Origin of the sequence: Nonomuraea sp. NPDC049309 (genome assembly GCF_043196965.1) — a bacterium.
Lineage (GTDB): Bacteria > Actinomycetota > Actinomycetes > Streptosporangiales > Streptosporangiaceae > Nonomuraea > Nonomuraea fastidiosa.
On record NZ_JBICSH010000001.1, the window covers coordinates 675,695 to 694,541 of the forward strand.

Genomic DNA, 18,847 nt, shown 5'->3' on the forward strand with positions numbered 1-18,847 from the left:
CGGTTCCCTGTCGTGGGGGGGCCGGCGCTCGCTTGTGTCGCGGGGGTGCGGGTTTGTCGGTGGCGGCCGCTACCGTCGTTGCGTGGATCTTGCCCGATGCGCGTGATGGGAGGGGTGCCGGTGCGGCCTGCGGAGCTGGATCGGGTGACGGTGGCCGAGGCGGCGGACCGTTATGTGGAGCTGGTGCGCGCCAGGACGCTGACGGGGGCGCTGTCGCCGTCCACGGCCGAGGTCTATGCCCGTGACGTGGCCACGCTGGTGGAGCTGGCCGGTCCTGATGTGGTGCTGGACGATCTGACGGGTGAGGACGTCGATGCGATCCTGCTGGCCTTCGCGCGCCGCCCCGACGGGCGCAGGAGCGGCGACCGGCAGCGCCCGTCGGGGCAGTCGCCGTCGTCGCAGGCGCGTTTCCGCCGGTCGATCTCGGCGTTGTTCAAGCATGCGGCGCTGGCCGGGTGGGTGCAGATCAACCCGATGACGCGTTCCAGCGTGACGGCCAGGGAGCGGGGCGGGCTGCCGCCGCAGCGGCGGGCGCTGACCCGCGAGCAGGCGCAGGGCCTGATCAAGGCGGCGCGGGCGCTGACCGAGGCCGCGCCGGAGCGGGGCAGGCGGCGCGATCAGCGCACCGAGCTGCGGGACGCGGTGATCGTGCTGCTGCTGGCGACGGTGGGGCCGCGGGTGTCGGAGCTGGTGCGGGCGAACGTCGAGGACTTCTACACCAACGACGGGGTGCGCTATTGGCGGATCTTCGGCAAGGGCGGCCGCACGCGTGATGTGCCGCTGCCCGATGATGTGGCGGCGGTGCTGCAGGCGTATCTGGAGCGGGGCCGTCCCGCCGATGCCGAGGACGACAAGGCGTTGCTGCTGTCGTGGCGGGGGCGGCGGCTGGCGCGGGGTGATGTGCAGGCGGTGATCGACCGGGTGCAGGCGCGGGTGCCGGCCGATCAGCGGCGCTCGGTCACCCCGCACGGGCTGCGGCACACGACGGCGACGCATCTGCTGGCGGACGCGGTGGACATGGACGCGGTGCGGCGGGTGCTGGGGCACGGCGACCTGTCCACGCTGGGGCGTTACCGCGATGACCTGCCCGGGGAGCTGGAGGTGGCGATGCGTGCCCATCCCCTGCTGCGGGAGCGTTCGGGCTGATGCGGCGGGGCGTCAGGCGGGCTGGAGCTCGTCGAACAGGGCGATGGCCTGGGCGGGGTCGGGGCTGACCAGGCGCTGCAGCCCGGCCATCGTCATCGCGGCGAATCTCCGGGCCCGCTGCCACATCGTCTGCTCGAAGGCGCGGACGGCCTCGTCGAGGTGGTCGCCGGCGGCGGCGAGGGCTTCGGCGAGTTCGGCGCCTTCGAGCATGGCGAGGTTGGCGCCGACGCCGAGGGGCGGCATGAGGTGGGCGGCGTCGCCGATGAGGGTCAGGCCGGGCGTGTGGGTCCAGGTGTGGTCGGGGGGCAGCACGTACAGGGGGCGGTGGTGGAAGGCGGTGCCCTGGCGCGGCAGGTCGAGCAGGAAAGGCGCCCAGCCGTCGAACAGGGCCTCGAGGAAGGCCTGGACGGCGTGCGGGTCGTCGAGGTCGACGCCGGGATGTCCGGTGAGGCCGAGGTGGCGTTCGGGGTCGGTGTGCCAGTCGAGGGGTGCGCGGAACTGGGCGTAGACCTTGACGTGGCCGCCGCTGTTGCGCTGGGCGACCAGGGCGCGGTTGGGGCCGTAGACGGCCAGGGAGCCGTCGCCGATGAGGCTGGCCAGCTCGGGGTGGCGGGTGTCGATGTCGTCGATGCCGGTCTCCAGGCAGGTGATGCCGGTGTAGTGCGGGGTGGCCTTCGACAGGGCGGGGCGGATGCGGGACCAGGCGCCGTCGGCGCCGATGACGAGGTCGAAGGTGGCGGTGCGGCCGTCGGCGTAGCGGACCTCTACGCCGTCCGCGGTGGGCTCTGCCGCAGTGACGGTGGTGCCCCAGTGGACGTCGAGGGGGCCGAGGAGCAGGTCGCGGAGCCGGCCGCGGTCGATCTCGGGGTTGGCGCGTTCGCCGGGGCGGGGCCTCCAGTCGCGCAGGACGGTGCCGTCGGTGCCGAGGATGCGCATGGCCTGTCCTTCGGGGCGGGACAGGCGGGTGAACGCGGCGAGCAGGCCGGCCTTGGCGAGGGCGGCCTGGCCGAGGTTGTCGTGGAGGTCGAGGGTGCCGCCTTGGGGGCGGGCGTGGGGTGCGGTGTCGCGTTCGAGGACGGTGACGGGGTGGCCGTGGCGGTGCAGGACGCGGGCGAAGGTGAGGCCGGCGGGGCCGGCGCCCACCACGGCGATACGCTGTCTCATGCCGATACACCGTATCGAGCCGATACGGTGTATCGCAACTGTACGATGTCGGGCATGACTGTGTGGGACCGGCCAGAACCGCCCGCCCGCCCCGCGCCGCTGGACCGGGAGCGCATCGTCGCCGCCGCGATCGAGCTGGCCGACGAGGGCGGGCTGGAGGCGGTGTCGCTGCGCAAGGTGGCCGCCCGGCTCCAGGCCGGCCCCATGCGCCTGTACGGCTTCATCGCCACCAAGGAAGAGCTGTTCGACCTCATGGCCGACGAGGTCAAGGCCGAGCTGCTGCCCGCCGGCCCGGCGGACGGCTGGCGCGAGGCGCTGCGCGGGCACGCCCACCGCACCCGCGCGTGCGCACTGCGGCACCAGTGGCTCGCCGACCTGCTCGGCGGCCGCACCGCGCTGGGGCCGAACGCGTTGGCGGTGATGGAGGCGCTGCTGTCGGCGCTGGACGGCGCGGCCGACCTGGAGACCGTGGTACGGGCGGTGGAGGTGGTCAACGACTACTGCACCGGCGCGATCCGGCGGGAGGTCGCGCACCTGCGGGCCGAGCGCGCCACCGGCCTGTCCGAGCGCGACTGGCAGCACGCCCACGGCCCGTACCTCACCTCGATGCTGGCCACGGGCCGCTTCCCGGCGCTGTCGCGGTTCGTCGGCGAGGGGCCGGACGTCGATGCCGAGACGGCGTTCACCGCGGGCCTGGAGTGGGTGCTGGACGGCGTGGCCGCCCACCTGGACCCACCGGCCTGACCGTGCCGGCCTGACCGTGCCGGCCCGACCACGGCGACCTGGCCGTGGCGGCCGTCAGGCGGCGGGGCAATCGCCGATGCGAGCGCGGCGGCGCGGGTCTCGAAGGCCCGCCGCTGCCGGGTGACGTCGCTGCCGGTGAGCCGATCCCGGAGGTTCATCCGCGGCCTGCCCTGAGCATGCCGAGGCGTTCGGAGACGTAGTCCCATGTCGCCCGGAAGGCGGCGAGCCCGCGGCGGCCTGCGTCGTGGAGTGCGCGCCACCACCCCGCTTCCTGCTCCTCGGTGCCACCGGAGCAGGGACACGCCGGCGCCGACCGGCACCTTTTGGGGCGGGGTGTCAGGGTGCGGGAGCCGGGGTGGAGCGGGTGGCGAGCTGGTCGAGCGAGATGCCGAGCACGTCGGCCAGGGCCGCGATGGTGAAGAACGCGGGCGTGGCGATGCGGCCGGTCTCGATCTTGCGCAGGGTCTCGGCTGACATGCCCGCGGCGGCGGCGACCTCGACGATGCTGCGGTCGCCGCGCGCCTGGCGCAGCACATGACCGAGTTGCTCGCCGCGCAGCCGCTCTTCGGGGGTCAGCGGAGGTCGCACCATGACCTCCACTCTATACCCCCTGGGATACAAATACCGGTCCGGTGCCCGGGCGTGACGGCGCATGCGGGACGAATCGGCACCGTCACCGTTCCCCGGCATCTCGCCCATGGGGAAGGCGAGACGCCCGGCGGCCCTGAGGTGACGGAGACCTGGCCGAGACGGTCGGCCTGGGCGGTCGAACGGTTGCCGTCCACGGCGCCGCCGGCGTCCGCCGCGTGCCCGACAGGCGGCTCTCACAGCGGCACCCGCTGCCGGCCTGCACCGGATGGCAGGCGATCGGCACGAATCGGTCCACCGGCTGACAGGCGCTCGGCCCGGCGCGTCGCCCCTTGCTTCTCGTCGTCCGGCGTCAGAAGCGTTGGTGTGCCACTGCGGAACCGGCGCTGTGGCTGGAGGCGGCGGTCCGGGGCGCCGGGTAATAACCCGTGCTCGAAGATCGCGGCCGCCTGGTGACCGCGCTCGGCCCGGCCCGTGGCGTGGCCGGTGCGGGCGGCGGCGAGGTCCGGGCGGCGTGCGGGATCGCAGGCGCGGTGGGCGGGGGCCGGTGCGACGGCTCCCGCTCCCGGGCGGGCGGTCGCGCCTGGGCCGCCGGCGTGCGGCGATAAGGTCTGCGCCGCTCGCGCGGCGGCGCATCCGATCCGGCGCAGGATGACGGGCCGCGCGAGTGCGGGGCGCGGGCGTGCATGGACCTGTGCTCGGACCTGGGCTGTGGTGCGGCCTCCGCCCGGTCCGCGCATGTCGGCGCGTACCTGCCCGGCGGGGCGACGCAGGGCGGGGCGGCGCCGGGCGTCGGCCGCCTGCCGTGCGCGGCCTGGACGTCTGGGATCGGCCGTCCGCAAGGCGCGGCCCGGGCGCGTGGCGGCGGCCACGGGGCGTGTGCTCGGCATAGGGCGTAACTCCCGTCGTTCGGCGCCCGTCCGGCCCGGCTGCGGGCCTTGGGCGGGCGGGTACGGTCGCATGGCCGGCCCGGCGGTGCGGAATCCGGCCGGTGAGCGAAGCGGTGCTCGCCTGCGCCACACCGCCGGGGCGGGCCGCACGGCTCCGGAGTACGGCCCCGGTGAGGCGGGCCGCGTGCGGCCCGCCCGGCCTCTCCGGCCTCCGCCGGCGTGCGCCTTCGGGCCTTGGCGGCCTTTGCCGATGCGCGCCTCCGGCGTCGCGGCGGCGCGGCCGCTCCGGACGGCACCGGGCGTCGTCACGACGCCGGGCGCCCCCAGGACGGCGGGCACCTCCAAGGCGGCACCTGCCCTCAAAGCGGCACCTGCTCTCAAGGCGGTGGGTGCCCGCATGGCGGCGGGCGCGGCCGGCTGGGGGGATGTGGCTCGCATTGTAGGCATGTACGCGTATGGCCGGATCGGGGCGGGCGCGCGGCGGGTGGCGGCGGGCGCCTGGGGCGCGCCGCCGGGGCGTCGGCTGAAGGTGTGCGTCGTCGCCGCTGTCATGGTGCCTCGAAAAGTCGCAGGAGGGCGCCTGCTCGCCGTCGCCTTCAGGCTAAGTCCCGCCAGGTGGGCCGGGCGAGCGGGCGGCGGGCGCGCGGGAAGGATTTGACCATGTCATGGCGGCCGCGCGGCCCGTGCTTGACGCGGGGCCGCCGGGTGGTCAGCCGGGCTCCACGGGCATGTCGAACCAGACGACCTTGCCGCTGCGGGTACGGGCGCAGCCCCAGGCGCGCGACAGCCCGGCCACCAGGGCCAGGCCGCGCCCGCCTTCGTCTTCGATGCCGGCGGGCCGCAGCTGGGGCATGCCGCTGCCGCGGTCGCCGACCTCGCAACGCAGCAGCAGCCGTTCGCCGGAGCGGCGCAGGCGGATCTGCAGGCGTACGGGGCCGCGGCCGTGCCGCACGGCGTTGGTCACCAGTTCGTCGGCCAGCAGCTCGGCTTCGGCGCTGGGGCGCATGCCCCAGCCGGTGAGCGCGTTGCGCAGCAGGTGGCGTGCCTGCGGCACCGAGGCCGGCAGCGCCGGCAGCGTCCACACGGCCGACAGGGCGCCGCCCGCGCCGGCGGGGCCGTCGGGGCTCGGGCCGCCCCGCGTCCGCCGGCCGCCGCTGGTGGCCGCGCCGACCGGGGTCTGCGGGGCCACCAGGAACGCGGCCTGGGCCGGCGGGCGGGGCGGCCGATGATGAGTCATGATCACCGTCCCTCGCTTTTCCCTTCCCGCTTGTCGCGGGGGCGTTCCCCCACCTCCCTGAGCCTGCCCAAAAAGCGCCCATAAGCATCCATACGGGCATCTATTACCTGGTGGGGGTGCCGTCCTCCAGCGGCACCAGCACCTCGGTCACCAGCTCCCCCGGAGCCGTCACCGCCGGGTCCGACACATACACCTCCCGCACCGGCCCGCGCACCTCCTTCCCCCGCTCGGCGCACCAGGCCAGCAACCCGTGCACGGTCAGCGACATCTGCTCATACGCCCCCACATGGGTGGCGCAGGCGAACCGCCCGCCCGGCAGCACCACCGACCCGGCCCGCCCCTCCTCCACGGCCAGCCCGACCTCCACCTGCATCGCCTCGGCCACATCCAGCGGGAACAACCCGACCAGCCGCACCGGCCCGCCCGCCGCATGCCCGGCCAGCAGCCGCGCCACCGCCGCCGAGGTGGCCCGGCCCACGTCCTCCATGCCCGCCGCCGGCTCGCGCTCCAGCACCACGCGCAGCGGCTCCTCCTCCACCACGCGCACGGCGATCTCCGGCAGGCCCTCGGCCATCACCCGTTCCAAGACCCCGAGGGTCCGGCGCCGCCGCGCCAGCTCCTCCTCCAGCTGCCGGCGCACCCCCTCCAGCGCCTGCGCCGACCCGGCCAGCACCTGCCCGACCACCGCCAGCGGCACATCCAGCGACCGCAGCAGCCCGATCGACAGCGCCTGGCGCGCCTGCGAGGCCCGGTAGTAGCGGTAGCCGGTCTCCTGATCCACATACGCCGGCCGCAGCAGCCCCAGCTCGTCGTAGCGCCGCAGCTGCTTGACGCTCAACCGGCCCAGCCGGGCGAACCGCCCGATCGGCAGCAACTCCTCATCCACGCCCACCAGCATGGCCCGGTTCGACCACATCCGCTCCCAGGCGGCAAGGTGGAGGGCATGAGCTTCACCGTGGGCCAGGTCGCCCGGCTGGCCGGCGTCACCGTACGGACCCTGCACCACTACGACGAGATCGGCCTGCTGTCGCCCCGCGAGCGCACCCCCGCCGGATACCGCCGCTACAGCGACGACGACATCACCCGCCTGCAGCAGATCCTGCTGTATCGCGAGCTCGGCTTCCCGCTGGAGGAGATCGCCGCCATCCTCGACCGTCCCGGCGCCGACCACCTCGACCACCTGCGCCGCCAGCACGAGCTGCTCACCCGCAAGGCCGAGCGGCTCGGCCAGGTCATCGCCGCCGTCGAGCGCGCCATCAACGCCCGCGCCACCGGCATCTCCCTGACGGCCGAGGAACGCCTGGAGGTCTTCGGGTCGCTGCGGCCCGAAGACCACGACGCCGAGGTCGAGCGCCGCTGGGGCCACACGCCCCAGTACGCCGAGAGCCGGCGGCGCATCGCCTCCTACACCAAGCAGGACTGGCTGCTGCTGGGCAAGGAGGCCCAGGCCATCAACGACGAGCTGGCCGCCGCCTGCACCTCAGGCCTGCCCGCCGACTCGCCGCCGGTGACGGACATCGCCGAGCGGCACCGCGCGCACATCGACCGCTGGTTCTACCCCTGCGATCACCAGATGCACCGCTGCCTGGGCGACCTGTACGCCTGCGACCCCCGCTTCGTGGCCGTCTTCGACGCCCTCGCCCCCGGCCTTGCCGCCTACTTCCGGACCGCGATCCACGCGAACGCCCGCCGCCACCCCTGAACATGCCCTTGCGGGCATATAACCGGCTCGGTATATTCGCGGGCATGCCGTTCGACGTCGTCGCCGAACCCACCCGCCGGCGCATCCTCGACCTCCTGCTGCAGCGCCCCCACCAGGTCGGCGAGCTCACCCGCCTGCTCGGCCTCACCCAGCCCGCCACCAGCAAGCACCTGGCCGCCCTGCGCCGCGCCGGCCTGGTCACCGTCCGCAAGGACGCCCAGCGCCGCTGGTACGAGCTCGACCCCCGCCCCCTGGCCGAGATCGACGCCTGGATCACCCCCTACCGCCGCCGGTGGAACGACACCCTCGACCGCCTCGGACACCACCTGGACACCATGGAGGACGACACTCCGTGAACGAGAGGGTCACCCTGCACGCCGACGGCCGCACCACCTTGCGCCTGCAGCGCCGCCTGCCCCACCCGATCGAGAAGGTCTGGCGGGCCATCACCAGCCCCGAGCACATGGCGGCCCGGTTCCCCGCCGAGGCCGGCATCGACGGCGACCGCACCACCTACGGCTTCGGCGCCGACGGCCGCATCACCGAGAACGACCCGCCGCACGTCTTCGCCCACACCTGGGACACCGGCCTGCTGCGCTGGGAGCTCACCCCCGACGGCGAGGGCGGCACCCTGCCGACCTTCACCCACACCTTCACCGACCGCCACGGCGCCGCCGGCTTCGCCGCCGGCTGGCACACCTGCCTGGCCGCCCTGCTCGCCCACCTCGACGAACGCCCGTTCACCGGCACCGGCGACACCGCCCGCCTGCACGAGGACCACATGGCCGTCCTCGGCCTGCCCTCGGCCACCGTCACCGGCACCGGTGTGCGCGTCGAACGCCGGCTCACCCGCCCCGCCGCCGACGTCTGGCGGCTGCTCGGCGGCCCTGACGCCGTCGTCGGCGCGGCGCCGCCGGCCCCGTTCACCGGGCCCGCCGCACCCGCCGGCACCGTCAGCCGCGTCGAGGCCGGCACGCTGCTGGAGTACGACGCCGGCGGCACCACGGTGCGCTGGGAGCTCGGCCCGGGCACCGGGCACGGCGCGCGGCTGATCCTCACCCACGACGGGCAGACCGCCACCCTGGACGCCTGGCGCGTCCACGTGGAGGAGCTGGCCGCCTCCCTCCTCTAGCTGCGGTTCTTCTTTGTGGGTTCAGGGGACGGCGCATCGACCCGCGCCCTTTACAAAGTAGATTTCATGAAATTTCGGACACGTCGGATATCGCGGTGGGCGGGTCAGCCCACCGAACCGTCCCGCTCCGGCCCGTCCTCCACCGCCCACCGCACCCCGTACGCGCCCAGGAAACCCAGGAACGCCGCCGGCTCGAACGCCTGCGCGGGCGCCAGCACCCCCGCCCCCGGCGGCTCGGCCACCAGCCGGCGGGCGCTCTCCACCGCGATCACCGCCGTCAACCCGTAGGTGTCGCTCCCCTCGGCGATGCCGCGCACCCGGCGCCCGCCCGCACCGGCGGCCTCGGCCAGGTAGGTGAAACGCTGGGCGCGCCGCTCCCGCTCGGCCGGCCCCTCGGGCAGGCTCGCGATGACCTCGGGCGAAGGCGCCGACGACAGCCGCTCCCCCAGCCCGGCCTCGGCCAGCCCCTCCAGACGCCGCAACCGGACATGCCGGGGGATGGTGACCACCTCCGGCACCGCCGCACGCCGTCCCGGCAATAGCACCTCACCACGGCGGCCGGGCGTTCCCGCACGCCAATCGCCGCCGTCGTAGACCAGGCCGCCCGAGCGGACGTCGCCGATCGTGGCGGCCAGCGAGCGCAGCGACCCGCGCGAGACGCCGCCCGCGCCGACCAGGTGCACCGTGCGCATCTCCTCGACGCGACCCAGGCGGGCGGCCACCAGGCTCGCCAGCAGGTCCAGCGGGACGCACCCGTCGGTGGCGGCGGGCACCACGCTCACCCCGGCGCCGTGCGCCGGAGCGGTGAGGGTGTCGAAGAGGTCCTTGACGGCGAGCTGTTCGCCGGAGGTGTCGACGTAGTGGCAGCCGGCGTCGATCGCGGCCGCCGCGACGGCGCGCGCGGTGAAGGTGAAGGGGCCGGCGCAGTTGATGACGGCCTCGCCGCCGGCGAACGCGGCCGTCAGGGCCTCATGGTCGCCGGCCGGGGCCTGCCGCCGCTGCGCGCCGTGCAGGCCGCAGGCCGCCGCCCCCTTCGCCGAGCATCTCCCGGCGGCGCCGGCGGCCGGGTTCCACGTCGTGCTGCACGGCACGTGCCTGCTGACACCCTGCGAAGGCGAGCCGATCACGCTCGGGCCCGGGGACGTGGCGTTCCTGCCCCGCGGATCCGCCCACTCCCTGTCCCACGCCCCCCTGTCCCACGCCCCCCTGTCCCACGCCCCCCTGCCCGGCGGCCCCGCGACCGCATCACCAGCCGCGCCCGCCGAGGGGCCGGTGAGCGTGGACCTGCTGTGCGGCGCCTACCTGCTGGACGGCGCCTACCTGCTGGACGGCGCGGCCCGCCACCCGCTGCTGGACGACCTGCCCGACGTCGTCCACCTGCCCGCCCGCGTCGGGCGGCACGGCCCGCTGCGCGCCGCCGTCGACCTGCTCGGCGCCGAACTGGACACCCCGCCGCGCCCCGGCTCGGACGGCATCCTGCTCACCCTGCTGGACCTGCTGCTGCTCTACATGCTGCGCGCCTGGTTCGAACAGCAGCACACCACCGGCCACTCCCCCACCGGATGGGCCGCCGCCCTGCACGACCCCGCCGTGGCGGCCGCGCTGCGCGCCGTCCACGCCGACCCGGCCCACCCCTGGACGGTCGGAGAACTCGGCGCCCAGGCGGGGCTGTCCCGGGCCGCCTTCGCCCGCCGCTTCACCGCCCTGACCGGGCGGCCCCCGCTCGCGTATGTGACCTGGTGGCGGCTGACCACCGCCGCCCGGCTGCTGCGCAGCGGCGACGCCCCCGTCCACACCGTCGCCCGCCAGGTCGGCTACAGCTCCGCCTACACCTTCACCCACGCCTTCAAACGCCAGTACGGCACGCCGCCGGCCGCCTACCGCGCCCTGCACCGCACCGGCTGACCCTGCCCGCGGCACCGGTCACCACGGCACGGCCGCCGGTGGTGCCGCCGGTGCTTCCGCCCGCCCGGTCCGCCATGACCGGCGCGCGGCTCCGGCCGCCCCGGCGGCGCCGCGTTGCGCACACCGCACGCCTCAAGCGGTCAGACCCAAAGCGGCCGCGGTCACCGCGCGGGCGCGCTCCGGCCGCGTGAGCACGTCCACCGCATCACACACCTGATCGACACACCCGGCCACCGGCAGATCCCGCACGGCCGGATCCGAAATCCGCGCCATGAGCGCATCGGCGAACCGGTCACCGCCGATCACCCGGAACGGCCGGTCATGGAAGCGCCGCACCCGCTCATCGAGCCGCTCGGCCAGCGCGGTGCGGTTCTGCAAGGCGGCCAGCCGGCCGTAGGCGGCGGCCAGGCCGTCCTCGCGCCCCCGCCACGACCGCGCCGCCACCGCGGCGCCGAGCGATTCGCCCAGCTCCGCCGAGCCGGGCAGCCGGGCCAGCGCACTGCCCAGCCACTTGGCGTACGGCGGGTAGCGGCGGCGCAGCAGCAACGCCAGCCGCATCACCTCCCGCGCCAGCCGCGCCCCCACCACGGCCGAGCCCAGCTCGTCGCCCACCTCGCCGCACCGCCCGGGGAACGGCTCCTCCTGCGCGATACGCCGCCACTGACAAGCCAGCACATACCGCCACACATCCTCCGGATACCAGCGCAGCAGCCGCCGCACCGTCTCCAGGCCCGGCTCGCCCAGCCCGTCGTGGAACACCTCGCCCCCGGTCACCTCGGCCAGGCTCTGCCACGGCGAGGACAGCCAGTCCAGCAGCGACATCCCGCCCCGCGGATCGAACCCCAGCCGCTCCACCAGCCACGACCCCAGCTCCGTCACCCTCACCCCGGGCTGCACCCGCCCGTGGTAGCCGAACACGGTCGGATATCCCCGGAAACGCTCCGGCAGCCCACCGGCCACCCGCTGCTCGATCTCGGCCACGCGATCGGCCGCCACGAACACCAGCACCCGCGGCCCCCAGTCGTGATCGGCGGAGCGGGCGGTGTCGAACGCCAGCACCTCCGAGCCGGGCCCGATCAGCGCCGCCGCGTGCGGCACGCCGTCCACCAGCGGAGCCACGACCTCGCCGTAGAAGGAGCGCGACAATTCGATACCAGGTACGAAATCCGTCATCACGCCGTCAACTGTGCACCAGCGCCCGCCGAAACCTCACCCGGTTTTCCCCCCGGGACGCCGGAGCGGACGGCGGCGGGCGGCCCACCACGGCCGCGCCCGCCAGGCCCGATCAGGCCGTCACCTGGCAGGCCATGACCCGCATCCGCCGGTAGCCGAGACGCTCGTACACGGTGATCGCGGCCGGGTTGTCGTCGTCCACCATGAGCGCCGCACGCCCGTAGCAGGCCACCAGCTGCCGCGTCAGCCACCCGCACACCAGCCGGGCCAGCCCGCGCCCGCGATGGCGCGCCCGCGTCGCCACCCCGGCCAGCAGCCCCACGGTCGGCGCCGACCACGCATCGGCCGCCACCGCCGCCAGCTCGCCGTCCAGGCGGATGCCCGCCCAGCGCCGCACCCCCGCCGCGCCCGGCACCGCATACGAGTGAGGGGCGTCAGCGGCCAGCAGCGCCGCCACCTCCGCCTCCTCCCCGGCCAGCAGCCACCCCACCTGCGGCCCGCCGTCCACCACGGCCGGCGGCAGGCTCCCGGCGGCCCCCACCGGCAGGCTCATCCACGAAAACCGGCCCCGCTCGGCCAGCCCGTCCACACGGGCGGCCACGGCCGCCAGCAGCCGAGCCTCGCCCCAGGGCCGGTAGCCGGGACCCAGCTCGGCCAGGGCGTGCCGGACCAGCCGCACCGCCTCCGGCACCGGGCCGTGAACCGCCAACCGATCGCCGCGCGCGATACCGGGGCAGGCGGCCACCACCGCATCGCCCAGCGCCCACGCCCGCGCCGGGCCGCGCAAACCCTGGCCGGTCCACATCACCAGGTCGGCATCACCGCACGCCGAGCGCAGCTCCGCCTCCGTGCGCAACGGCCAGATCACAAAATCGCCCCTGGCCGGTAGGCGGCCGCCTCCGGGTGCTCGGCCACGATCGCCTCGATGGCCCGGGTGACGGCCCGCACCTGGTCGGCCGCCGCGCCCGTGAACGACACCCGGTCGGCCAGCAGGCCCTCCAGCTCCTCACGGCCCAAGGGGAAACGGTCGTCGCCGGCCAGCCGGTCCAGCAGCTCGTTGGCCGCGCCGCGCGAGCGCATCGCCAGCGCCGACGCGACCGCGTGCTCCTTGATCAGCTCATGGGCCTGCTCGCGGCCCACCCCGGCCCGCACCGCCGCCATGAGCATCTTCGTCGTGGCCAAGAACGGCAGGTAGCGGTCCAGCTCGGCGGAGATCACCGCGGGGAAGGCGCCGAACTCCTCCAGCACCGTCAGCATCGTCTCCACCAGCCCGTCGAAGGCGAAGAACGCATCCGGCAGCGCCACCCTGCGCACCACCGAACACGACACATCCCCCTCGTTCCACTGATCGCCGGACAGCTCGCCCACCATCGAGGCGTAGCCGCGCAACACCACCGCCAGGCCGTTGACGCGCTCACAGGAGCGGGTGTTCATCTTGTGCGGCATCGCCGAGGAGCCGACCTGCCCCTCCTTGAACCCCTCGGTGACCAGCTCGTGCCCGGCCATCAGCCGGATCGTCTTGGCCAGCGACGACGGCGCCGCCGCCAGCTGCACCAACGCGGTGACCACCTCGAAATCGAGCGAACGCGGATACACCTGCCCGACGCTGGTGAAACGATGCTCGAACCCCAGATGAGCGGCCACCCGCTCCTCCAGCACCGCCAGCTTGCCCCGGTCACCGCCCAGAAGGTCGAGCATGTCCTGCGCGGTGCCCACCGGCCCCTTGATGCCGCGCAGCGGATAACGGGCGATCAGCTCCTCCAGCCGCCGGTAGGCCACCAGCAGCTCATCGGCCGCCGTGGCGAACCGCTTGCCGAGCGTCGTGGCCTGCGCCGCCACGTTGTGCGAGCGGCCGGCGATCACCGTCGCCTCGTGCTCGTGCGCCAGCCGCGCCAGACGCGCCAGCAACGCCACCACCCGGTCGCGCACCAGCAGCAGACTGTCGCGCACCTGCAGCTGCTCGACGTTCTCCGTCAGATCGCGCGAGGTCATGCCCTTATGGACCTGCTCGTGCCCGGCCAGCGCGTTGAACTCCTCGATCCGCGCCTTCACATCGTGCCGCGTCACCCGCTCACGCGCCGCGATCGACTCCAGGTCGACCTGCTCGACCACCTTCTCATAATCGGCGATCGCACCCTCGGGCACCGCCACACCCAGCTCGGCCTGCGCCCGCAGCACCGCCAGCCACAACCGCCGCTCAGCGATGATCTTGTACTCGGGCGACCACAGGCGGGCCAGCTCCGCCGAGGCGTAGCGGCCGGCCAGGACATTCGGGATACGCGGCTTGGAAGTCACGTCGGACAAGTCTATTCACACCCCCGCCGCCCACCTCGCCACGGGCGTACACCAAGACTTGAACCGCCCGCCGGTTACCCGCACACCTGCCCGGACAGAGGATGCGCCGAGCGACACCCCAGCAGAACGGGAGCAGCCTCATGACCCGACCACGCCCGGACCGCGCCCTGCTGGCGGGCGCGACCATGACCTGCCTGCTCGCCACCGCCGGATGCGCCGCCGCGCCCCGCCACGCCAGCGCCCCCGCCGGACCCGTACCCGCCCCCACCACGGCCCCGGCCCCGCCCGCCGAGACGCTCACCATCCTGCTCCAGCAACAGCTGCCCAACGTCGAAGGCAAGACGTTCACCTCGGCCCTGATCACCTTCCCGCCCGGCGGCCGCGCCGGCCCCCACAAGCACGGCAACGCCTTCGTCTACGCCTTCGTCCTCAACGGAACCTTCCGCAGCCGCCTGGCCGGCGAAGACCCGCGCATCTACCGGCAGGGCGAGAACTGGACCGAACCGCCCGGCGCCCACCACCTGCTCACCGAGAACATCAGCCGCACCCAGCCGGCCCGCCTGCTGGTCGTCTTCGTCACCGACACCGGCGCCCCGCTCCCAACCGACGACCCACCCGGCTGACCCGCCCCGGCCCGACCGCCCCGGCACCGGCCAGGCCACCCAGGCCCGCACGGCCGATCATCACCGCGCAACACAAGGCGTGCCCGGCGGGAGACCACCCGCCGGGCACGCCCGTCCACCAGCGCCTCAGGCCGGGGAACCGGCCAGATCCTTCACCTTCGGCTCACCCGCAGCCCGCGCGCCCTTGCCGCGATCCCGCGACACCACCACATACAACGTCGGCACCAGCACCAGCGTCAGCAGCGTCGACGACACCAGCCCACCGATCACCACGATCGCCAGCGGCTGCGAGATGAACCCGCCCGACCCCGTCACGCCCAGCGCCATCGGCGTCAACGCGCAGATCGTCGCCACCGCGGTCATCAGGATCGGACGCAACCGCCGCCGGCCGCCCTCGATCACCGCCTCCACGACGCCCATCCCCTGCTCCCGATACTGGTTGATCAGGTCGATCAGCACGATCGCGTTCGTCACCACGATGCCGACCAGCATCAGCATCCCGATCAACGCCGGCACGCCCAGCGCCGTGTCCGTCGCCACCAGCAACCCGATCGCACCCGTCGCCGCGAACGGAATCGACACCAGCAAGATCACCGGCTGCACGAAACTCCGGAACGTCGCCACCATGATCATGAACACGATCGCGATCGCCGCCAGAATCGCCAGCCCCAGATCCGCGAACGCATCCGCCTGATCCGCCGACACACCACCGATCTCGTACGACGCCCCGGCACCCAGATCAAGACCGTCCAGCTTCTCGGTCAGCTCCTGCGTCACCGCACCCAGGTTCCCCGCATCGGCCGCACGCGCCGACACCGTCGCAGAACGCTCACCATCGATCCGCGTCACCTGCGTCGGCCCGTCCACCTGACGCACCGACGCCACCGACGCCAGCTTCACCAGCCCCGAAGCCGCCGGCAACCGCAGATCCTTGATCGCCTGAATGTCGTCCGGCGCCTCGGCCCCCCGCAGCACCAGATCGCTCGACCGGCCGTCCAGCGTGATCTGCCCCAGCGGCGCACCACGGAACGCCTGCGCCACCGCCTGCCCCACCGCGGCCTCCGACAACCCGCGCGCGGCCGCCTTCTCCCGGTCCACCACGACCTCGACCCGCGGCGCGCTCGACTCCAGGTTCGACGACACATCCCGCAGACCCGGCACCTCGCCCATCGCCGACGTCACCTTCTCGGCCGCCGCGCGCAACGTCCCGGCATCCGACGCCCGCACGATCACCTCGATCGTGTCCACCGCGAACCCGCCGCCACCGGCCGCCCCGCCGACCGTCACCTCGCCCACACCCGACAAGGCGTCGATCTTCTCGCGCAGCTCGTTCTCCACCGCCGTGGCATCGGCGTCCTCGGCCAGCGTCACCGAGAACGACGCCCGGTCCGCGCCGCCGCCCAGACCGCCGGCCATCGCGCTGCCGCCGCCGACGTTCACCTGGTAGGTCTCCACACCCGCCTGACCGGCCAGCACCTCCTCGACCTTCCTGGCCGCCTTGTCGGTCGTCGCCAGATCCGTGCCCACCGGCATCCGCTGCGACAACGACAACGTGTTCTGCCCGGAGGAGTCCAGGAAGTTCGTCCGCAACGACCCCGCGATGCCCATCGTCGCCACGAACACCGCCACCCCGATGAGGATCGTCACCAGCTTGAACCGCGTCGCGAACCGCAGCACCGGCAGATACGCCCGCTGCAACGGCGAACGCAGCTCCTTGGCCTCGGCCTCCTCACGCCGCCTGCGCGCCTCCTCCGGCGACAGATCCGGCGCCTTCAAAAACCAGTACGCCAGCACCGGCACCACCGTCAGCGACACCACCAGCGACGCCAGCAACGCCACCGTCACCGTGATCGCAAACGGGCTGAACAGCTCGCCCACCATGCCGCCCACCAGCGCGATCGGCGCGAACACCGCCACCGTCGTCAGCGTCGATGCCGTCACCGCCCCCGCCACCTCGCGCACCGCGGTCAAGATGGCCTGCATCTTGGCCTCGCCGTAGCCCAGATGCCGCTTGATGTTCTCCAGCACCACGATCGAGTCGTCCACCACGCGGCCCACCGCGATCGTCAGCGCGCCCAGCGTCAGCAGGTTCAGCGAGTAATCACCCGCCCACAGCACCAGCAGCGCGATCACCACCGACAGCGGGATCGACACCGCCGTCACCAGCGTCGAGCGCACCGACAGCAGGAACACCAAGATCACCAAAACGGCGAACACCAGGCCCAGCAGACCCTCGGTCGTCAGGCTCTCGATCGACTGCTCCACATACGGCGCCTGGTCGAACACCACCGACACCGCCGTGTCCGACGAATCCCCCAGCGCCCGCGTCAGCTCCGGCAGCTTCTCCCGGATGCCCTCCGAGATCGCCACCGCGTTCCCGTCCGGCACCATCGTCACCGACAGGCCCAGGCTCGTCTTACCGTCCGTCCTGGTGATCGTCGTCGCCTCGGCCAGCCCCCGCTTGATCACCGCCACATCGCCCAGCTTCACCGGCTTCAGCGGCCTCGGCCGCGCCGCCTGCTGCTGCGCCTGCACAGACTGCGCGGACTGCGGGGACTGCGCCTGACCCGGACGGCCCTGAGCCGGCGACTGCTGCTGAGGCTGAGCCTGCTGCGGCTGCGGCTGGGACGGCGTCAGATACAGGTTCTTCAGCTTGGCCAGCGAATCGACCCGCGAACCCACCTGCACCGTCAGCGCCTTGCCGTCCGACGTCAGCGTGCCCGCCGGAATCGGCGTCCCGTTCGCCTTCAGCACCTCGGGGATCTGCGCCGCCGACACCCCCGCCAGCGCCATCTTCCCCGCATCCGGCTCGATCGTCACGACCTCGTCACGAGTGCCGGTCACCGACACCTCGCGCACGCCCTCCACGCTCTGCAGCTCCGGCACCGCGATCCGCCGCAGCTTGTCGGCCATCGCCCGCTCGTCACCGCCGTCGCCGACCGCCAGCACCATCACCGGAATGTCATCGGTGCTACCGGCCACCACCTGCGGCTCCACACCGTCCGGCAACGGCACCCGGTTGATCGCCTGCTGCATCTTGTTCAACGCCGCATCGATGTCCGTGCCGTACTCGAAGGCCACCTGGATCTGCGCCAGGCCCTCCTTCGACGTCGACGTCATCTGCTCCATCCCGGCCAGACCCTGGAAGGAGTCCTCGATCGGCGCCGTCACCTGATCCTCGACGATCTCCGGCGACGCCCCGGGATAGGACGCCACCACGAACGCCCCGGGAAACGACAACGACGGCAACAACTGCTGCTTCAGCTGCGGGATCGTGAACACGCCGAAGGCGCTGAGCACGACCGCCACCAAAATCACAAGAGTGCGGTTGACCAGACTCAACCGGGCGAATGCGGTCACAGAGCTCCCCCTCTAAGAGTTCGCCCAAGACTAACACTTCGCCTAGAACGAATATTTAGCCTCATCAAGCTTTCCTGATAACCTTCTCAGGAAGCGAGAGGTGAGCGTGAACAACGAACGCGAAGAGCTGATCAACCGGATCAACGACACCCAACGGGCCCTGGCACGGCTGTTCGCCCAGCACTACCGAAGCCCCCTCTTCACCTCCAACCTCACCCTCCGCCAGCTCAAAGTCATCATGCTCCTGTCCATCAACGGCTCCGCATCAGGACAGGACCTCGCCCACGACCTCGGCGTCGGACTCGGCACCGTCACCGGCATCGTCGACCGCCTCATCGCCCACGGCCTCGTCAGCCGCCACGAAGACCCCCACGACCGCCGCGTACGCCGCGTCGAACTCACCCCCGCAGGCACCCGCCTCATCGAAGACATCAACAACGCCGGCGTCGAAGAGTTCCGCCGCATCATGGACCACCTCGACACCGAGACCCTCCGCACCCTCGACGAGGTCACCCGCACCGTCCACAAAGTCGCCGACGACCTCGCCCGCCAAGACCGCGCACACGAAGCCCCCGCCCGCCGCTGAGCACACGGCACCCCTCACCCCCAACCCCGCCCGCGTACCGGCACAGACCGCGGCGTGAACACCGACGTGAAGCCGGCGAAGCCTTCGCAGCCCTGTTCGGCGCCTACGCCCGCCACGTCTCCGCACCCCGCGTCGCCACCGGCCCCGTCGCACCCTGCCAGGTCACCGGCAGCGGTCCCGAGCCGCGCCACGCACGCCAACGGCGGCCGACCGGAGGCCTGGCCGTGGGTGCCGGTTTCTCTGGAAGGAAAGGCAAGGGGCGATCACCGACCCGGCGCCTTTACATTGTAGATTCACAGCAT

At 73.4% G+C, this 18,847-nt stretch carries 17 protein-coding genes; 8 read left to right on the top strand and 9 right to left on the bottom strand.

The window, feature by feature from the left end; translation table 11 throughout:
- Nucleotides 1–96 precede the first annotated feature (96 nt).
- Nucleotides 97–1,146: a tyrosine-type recombinase/integrase gene (locus ACGFIM_RS03235; RefSeq protein ID WP_393193777.1), complete on the top strand. Its 1,050-nt coding sequence runs from the start codon at nt 97–99 to the stop codon at nt 1,144–1,146.
- A gap of 12 nt (nt 1,147–1,158) precedes the next feature.
- Here ACGFIM_RS03235 and ACGFIM_RS03240 read toward each other — a convergent pair whose 3' ends face one another.
- The gene (locus tag ACGFIM_RS03240; RefSeq protein ID WP_393193780.1) at nt 1,159–2,310 is read right to left on the bottom strand and encodes an FAD-dependent oxidoreductase; all 1,152 of its coding nucleotides are present in this window, start codon (nt 2,308–2,310) and stop codon (nt 1,159–1,161) included.
- A gap of 54 nt (nt 2,311–2,364) precedes the next feature.
- Between ACGFIM_RS03240 and ACGFIM_RS03245 the strand changes: the two genes are divergently transcribed.
- Nucleotides 2,365–3,054 (top strand): TetR/AcrR family transcriptional regulator, encoded by a 690-nt coding sequence (locus tag ACGFIM_RS03245; protein ID WP_393193783.1) that lies wholly within the window; start codon nt 2,365–2,367, stop codon nt 3,052–3,054.
- A gap of 336 nt (nt 3,055–3,390) precedes the next feature.
- Here the strand turns inward: ACGFIM_RS03245 and ACGFIM_RS03250 are convergent, their stop codons facing one another.
- The 3 genes from ACGFIM_RS03250 to ACGFIM_RS03260 all read right to left on the bottom strand — a co-directional run bounded on the left by ACGFIM_RS03250 (nt 3,391) and on the right by ACGFIM_RS03260 (nt 6,655).
- Complete coding sequence (locus ACGFIM_RS03250; RefSeq protein WP_393193786.1) at nt 3,391–3,645, bottom strand: helix-turn-helix domain-containing protein; 255 nt, start codon at nt 3,643–3,645, stop codon at nt 3,391–3,393.
- A gap of 1,596 nt (nt 3,646–5,241) precedes the next feature.
- The gene (locus tag ACGFIM_RS03255; RefSeq protein ID WP_393193789.1) at nt 5,242–5,769 is read right to left on the bottom strand and encodes an ATP-binding protein; all 528 of its coding nucleotides are present in this window, start codon (nt 5,767–5,769) and stop codon (nt 5,242–5,244) included.
- A 103-nt stretch (nt 5,770–5,872) separates the two neighbouring features.
- Nucleotides 5,873–6,655, bottom strand: a complete 783-nt coding sequence (locus ACGFIM_RS03260; RefSeq protein WP_393193792.1) for a MerR family transcriptional regulator — start codon at nt 6,653–6,655, stop codon at nt 5,873–5,875.
- A 57-nt stretch (nt 6,656–6,712) separates the two neighbouring features.
- Here ACGFIM_RS03260 and ACGFIM_RS03265 point away from each other — a divergent pair, with 57 nt between their 5' ends.
- The 3 genes from ACGFIM_RS03265 to ACGFIM_RS03275 are packed head-to-tail and all read left to right on the top strand — an operon-like array spanning nt 6,713 to nt 8,603.
- Nucleotides 6,713–7,471 (top strand): MerR family transcriptional regulator, encoded by a 759-nt coding sequence (locus ACGFIM_RS03265; protein ID WP_393193794.1) that lies wholly within the window; start codon nt 6,713–6,715, stop codon nt 7,469–7,471.
- Between the two features lie 44 nt (nt 7,472–7,515).
- The gene (locus ACGFIM_RS03270) at nt 7,516–7,827 is read left to right on the top strand and encodes an ArsR/SmtB family transcription factor (protein WP_393193797.1); all 312 of its coding nucleotides are present in this window, start codon (nt 7,516–7,518) and stop codon (nt 7,825–7,827) included.
- Complete coding sequence (locus ACGFIM_RS03275; protein ID WP_393193800.1) at nt 7,824–8,603, top strand: SRPBCC domain-containing protein; 780 nt, start codon at nt 7,824–7,826, stop codon at nt 8,601–8,603. Before ACGFIM_RS03270 ends, ACGFIM_RS03275 begins: the two co-directional genes overlap by 4 nt.
- Nucleotides 8,604–8,707: 104 nt before the next feature.
- Here the strand turns inward: ACGFIM_RS03275 and ACGFIM_RS03280 are convergent, their stop codons facing one another.
- The gene (locus tag ACGFIM_RS03280; RefSeq protein ID WP_393199602.1) at nt 8,708–9,616 is read right to left on the bottom strand and encodes a saccharopine dehydrogenase NADP-binding domain-containing protein; all 909 of its coding nucleotides are present in this window, start codon (nt 9,614–9,616) and stop codon (nt 8,708–8,710) included.
- Between ACGFIM_RS03280 and ACGFIM_RS03285 the strand changes: the two genes are divergently transcribed.
- The gene (locus ACGFIM_RS03285) at nt 9,534–10,508 is read left to right on the top strand and encodes an AraC family transcriptional regulator (protein ID WP_393193803.1); all 975 of its coding nucleotides are present in this window, start codon (nt 9,534–9,536) and stop codon (nt 10,506–10,508) included. The genes ACGFIM_RS03280 and ACGFIM_RS03285 overlap by 83 nt on opposite strands.
- A 132-nt stretch (nt 10,509–10,640) precedes the next feature.
- Here the strand turns inward: ACGFIM_RS03285 and ACGFIM_RS03290 are convergent, their stop codons facing one another.
- From ACGFIM_RS03290 to purB, 3 genes are all read right to left on the bottom strand, one after another.
- A complete protein-coding gene (locus tag ACGFIM_RS03290; RefSeq protein WP_393193805.1) occupies nt 10,641–11,681 on the bottom strand; it encodes a DUF4037 domain-containing protein in 1,041 nt (346 codons plus the stop codon).
- A gap of 112 nt (nt 11,682–11,793) precedes the next feature.
- Nucleotides 11,794–12,549: a GNAT family N-acetyltransferase gene (locus tag ACGFIM_RS03295; protein WP_393193808.1), complete on the bottom strand. Its 756-nt coding sequence runs from the start codon at nt 12,547–12,549 to the stop codon at nt 11,794–11,796.
- On the bottom strand, nt 12,546–13,976 hold the full coding sequence (purB, locus tag ACGFIM_RS03300; protein ID WP_393193811.1) for an adenylosuccinate lyase: 1,431 nt from the start codon (nt 13,974–13,976) through the stop codon (nt 12,546–12,548). The genes ACGFIM_RS03295 and purB overlap by 4 nt, the downstream gene beginning before the upstream one ends.
- Nucleotides 13,977–14,116: 140 nt before the next feature.
- Here purB and ACGFIM_RS03305 point away from each other — a divergent pair, with 140 nt between their 5' ends.
- Nucleotides 14,117–14,599, top strand: coding sequence for a cupin domain-containing protein (locus ACGFIM_RS03305; protein WP_393193814.1), 483 nt, complete (start codon nt 14,117–14,119; stop codon nt 14,597–14,599).
- Nucleotides 14,600–14,725: 126 nt separating this feature from the next.
- On the opposite strand, the gene ACGFIM_RS03310 is transcribed toward ACGFIM_RS03305, so the two are convergent.
- The gene (locus ACGFIM_RS03310) at nt 14,726–17,959 is read right to left on the bottom strand and encodes an efflux RND transporter permease subunit (protein WP_393193817.1); all 3,234 of its coding nucleotides are present in this window, start codon (nt 17,957–17,959) and stop codon (nt 14,726–14,728) included.
- A gap of 100 nt (nt 17,960–18,059) precedes the next feature.
- Here ACGFIM_RS03310 and ACGFIM_RS03315 point away from each other — a divergent pair, with 100 nt between their 5' ends.
- Nucleotides 18,060–18,545 carry a MarR family winged helix-turn-helix transcriptional regulator gene (locus ACGFIM_RS03315; RefSeq protein WP_393193820.1) on the top strand — a complete coding sequence of 162 codons (486 nt, stop codon included), beginning with the start codon at nt 18,060–18,062 and terminating at the stop codon, nt 18,543–18,545.
- Nucleotides 18,546–18,847: the final 302 nt, after the last annotated feature.

What these genes read in the sequence shown, in the direction of transcription:
- ACGFIM_RS03235 (WP_393193777.1), top strand. Translation starts at nt 97, where the DNA reads ATGCGCGTGATGGGAGGGGTGCCGGTGCGGCCTGCGGAGCTGGATCGG.
- ACGFIM_RS03290 (WP_393193805.1), bottom strand. Translation starts at nt 11,681, where the DNA reads ATGACGGATTTCGTACCTGGTATCGAATTGTCGCGCTCCTTCTACGGC.
- ACGFIM_RS03265 (WP_393193794.1), top strand. Translation starts at nt 6,713, where the DNA reads ATGAGCTTCACCGTGGGCCAGGTCGCCCGGCTGGCCGGCGTCACCGTA.
- ACGFIM_RS03245 (WP_393193783.1), top strand. Translation starts at nt 2,365, where the DNA reads ATGACTGTGTGGGACCGGCCAGAACCGCCCGCCCGCCCCGCGCCGCTG.
- ACGFIM_RS03240 (WP_393193780.1), bottom strand. Translation starts at nt 2,310, where the DNA reads ATGAGACAGCGTATCGCCGTGGTGGGCGCCGGCCCCGCCGGCCTCACC.
- ACGFIM_RS03250 (WP_393193786.1), bottom strand. Translation starts at nt 3,645, where the DNA reads ATGGTGCGACCTCCGCTGACCCCCGAAGAGCGGCTGCGCGGCGAGCAA.
- ACGFIM_RS03305 (WP_393193814.1), top strand. Translation starts at nt 14,117, where the DNA reads ATGACCCGACCACGCCCGGACCGCGCCCTGCTGGCGGGCGCGACCATG.
- ACGFIM_RS03270 (WP_393193797.1), top strand. Translation starts at nt 7,516, where the DNA reads ATGCCGTTCGACGTCGTCGCCGAACCCACCCGCCGGCGCATCCTCGAC.
- ACGFIM_RS03285 (WP_393193803.1), top strand. Translation starts at nt 9,534, where the DNA reads ATGACGGCCTCGCCGCCGGCGAACGCGGCCGTCAGGGCCTCATGGTCG.
- ACGFIM_RS03255 (WP_393193789.1), bottom strand. Translation starts at nt 5,769, where the DNA reads ATGACTCATCATCGGCCGCCCCGCCCGCCGGCCCAGGCCGCGTTCCTG.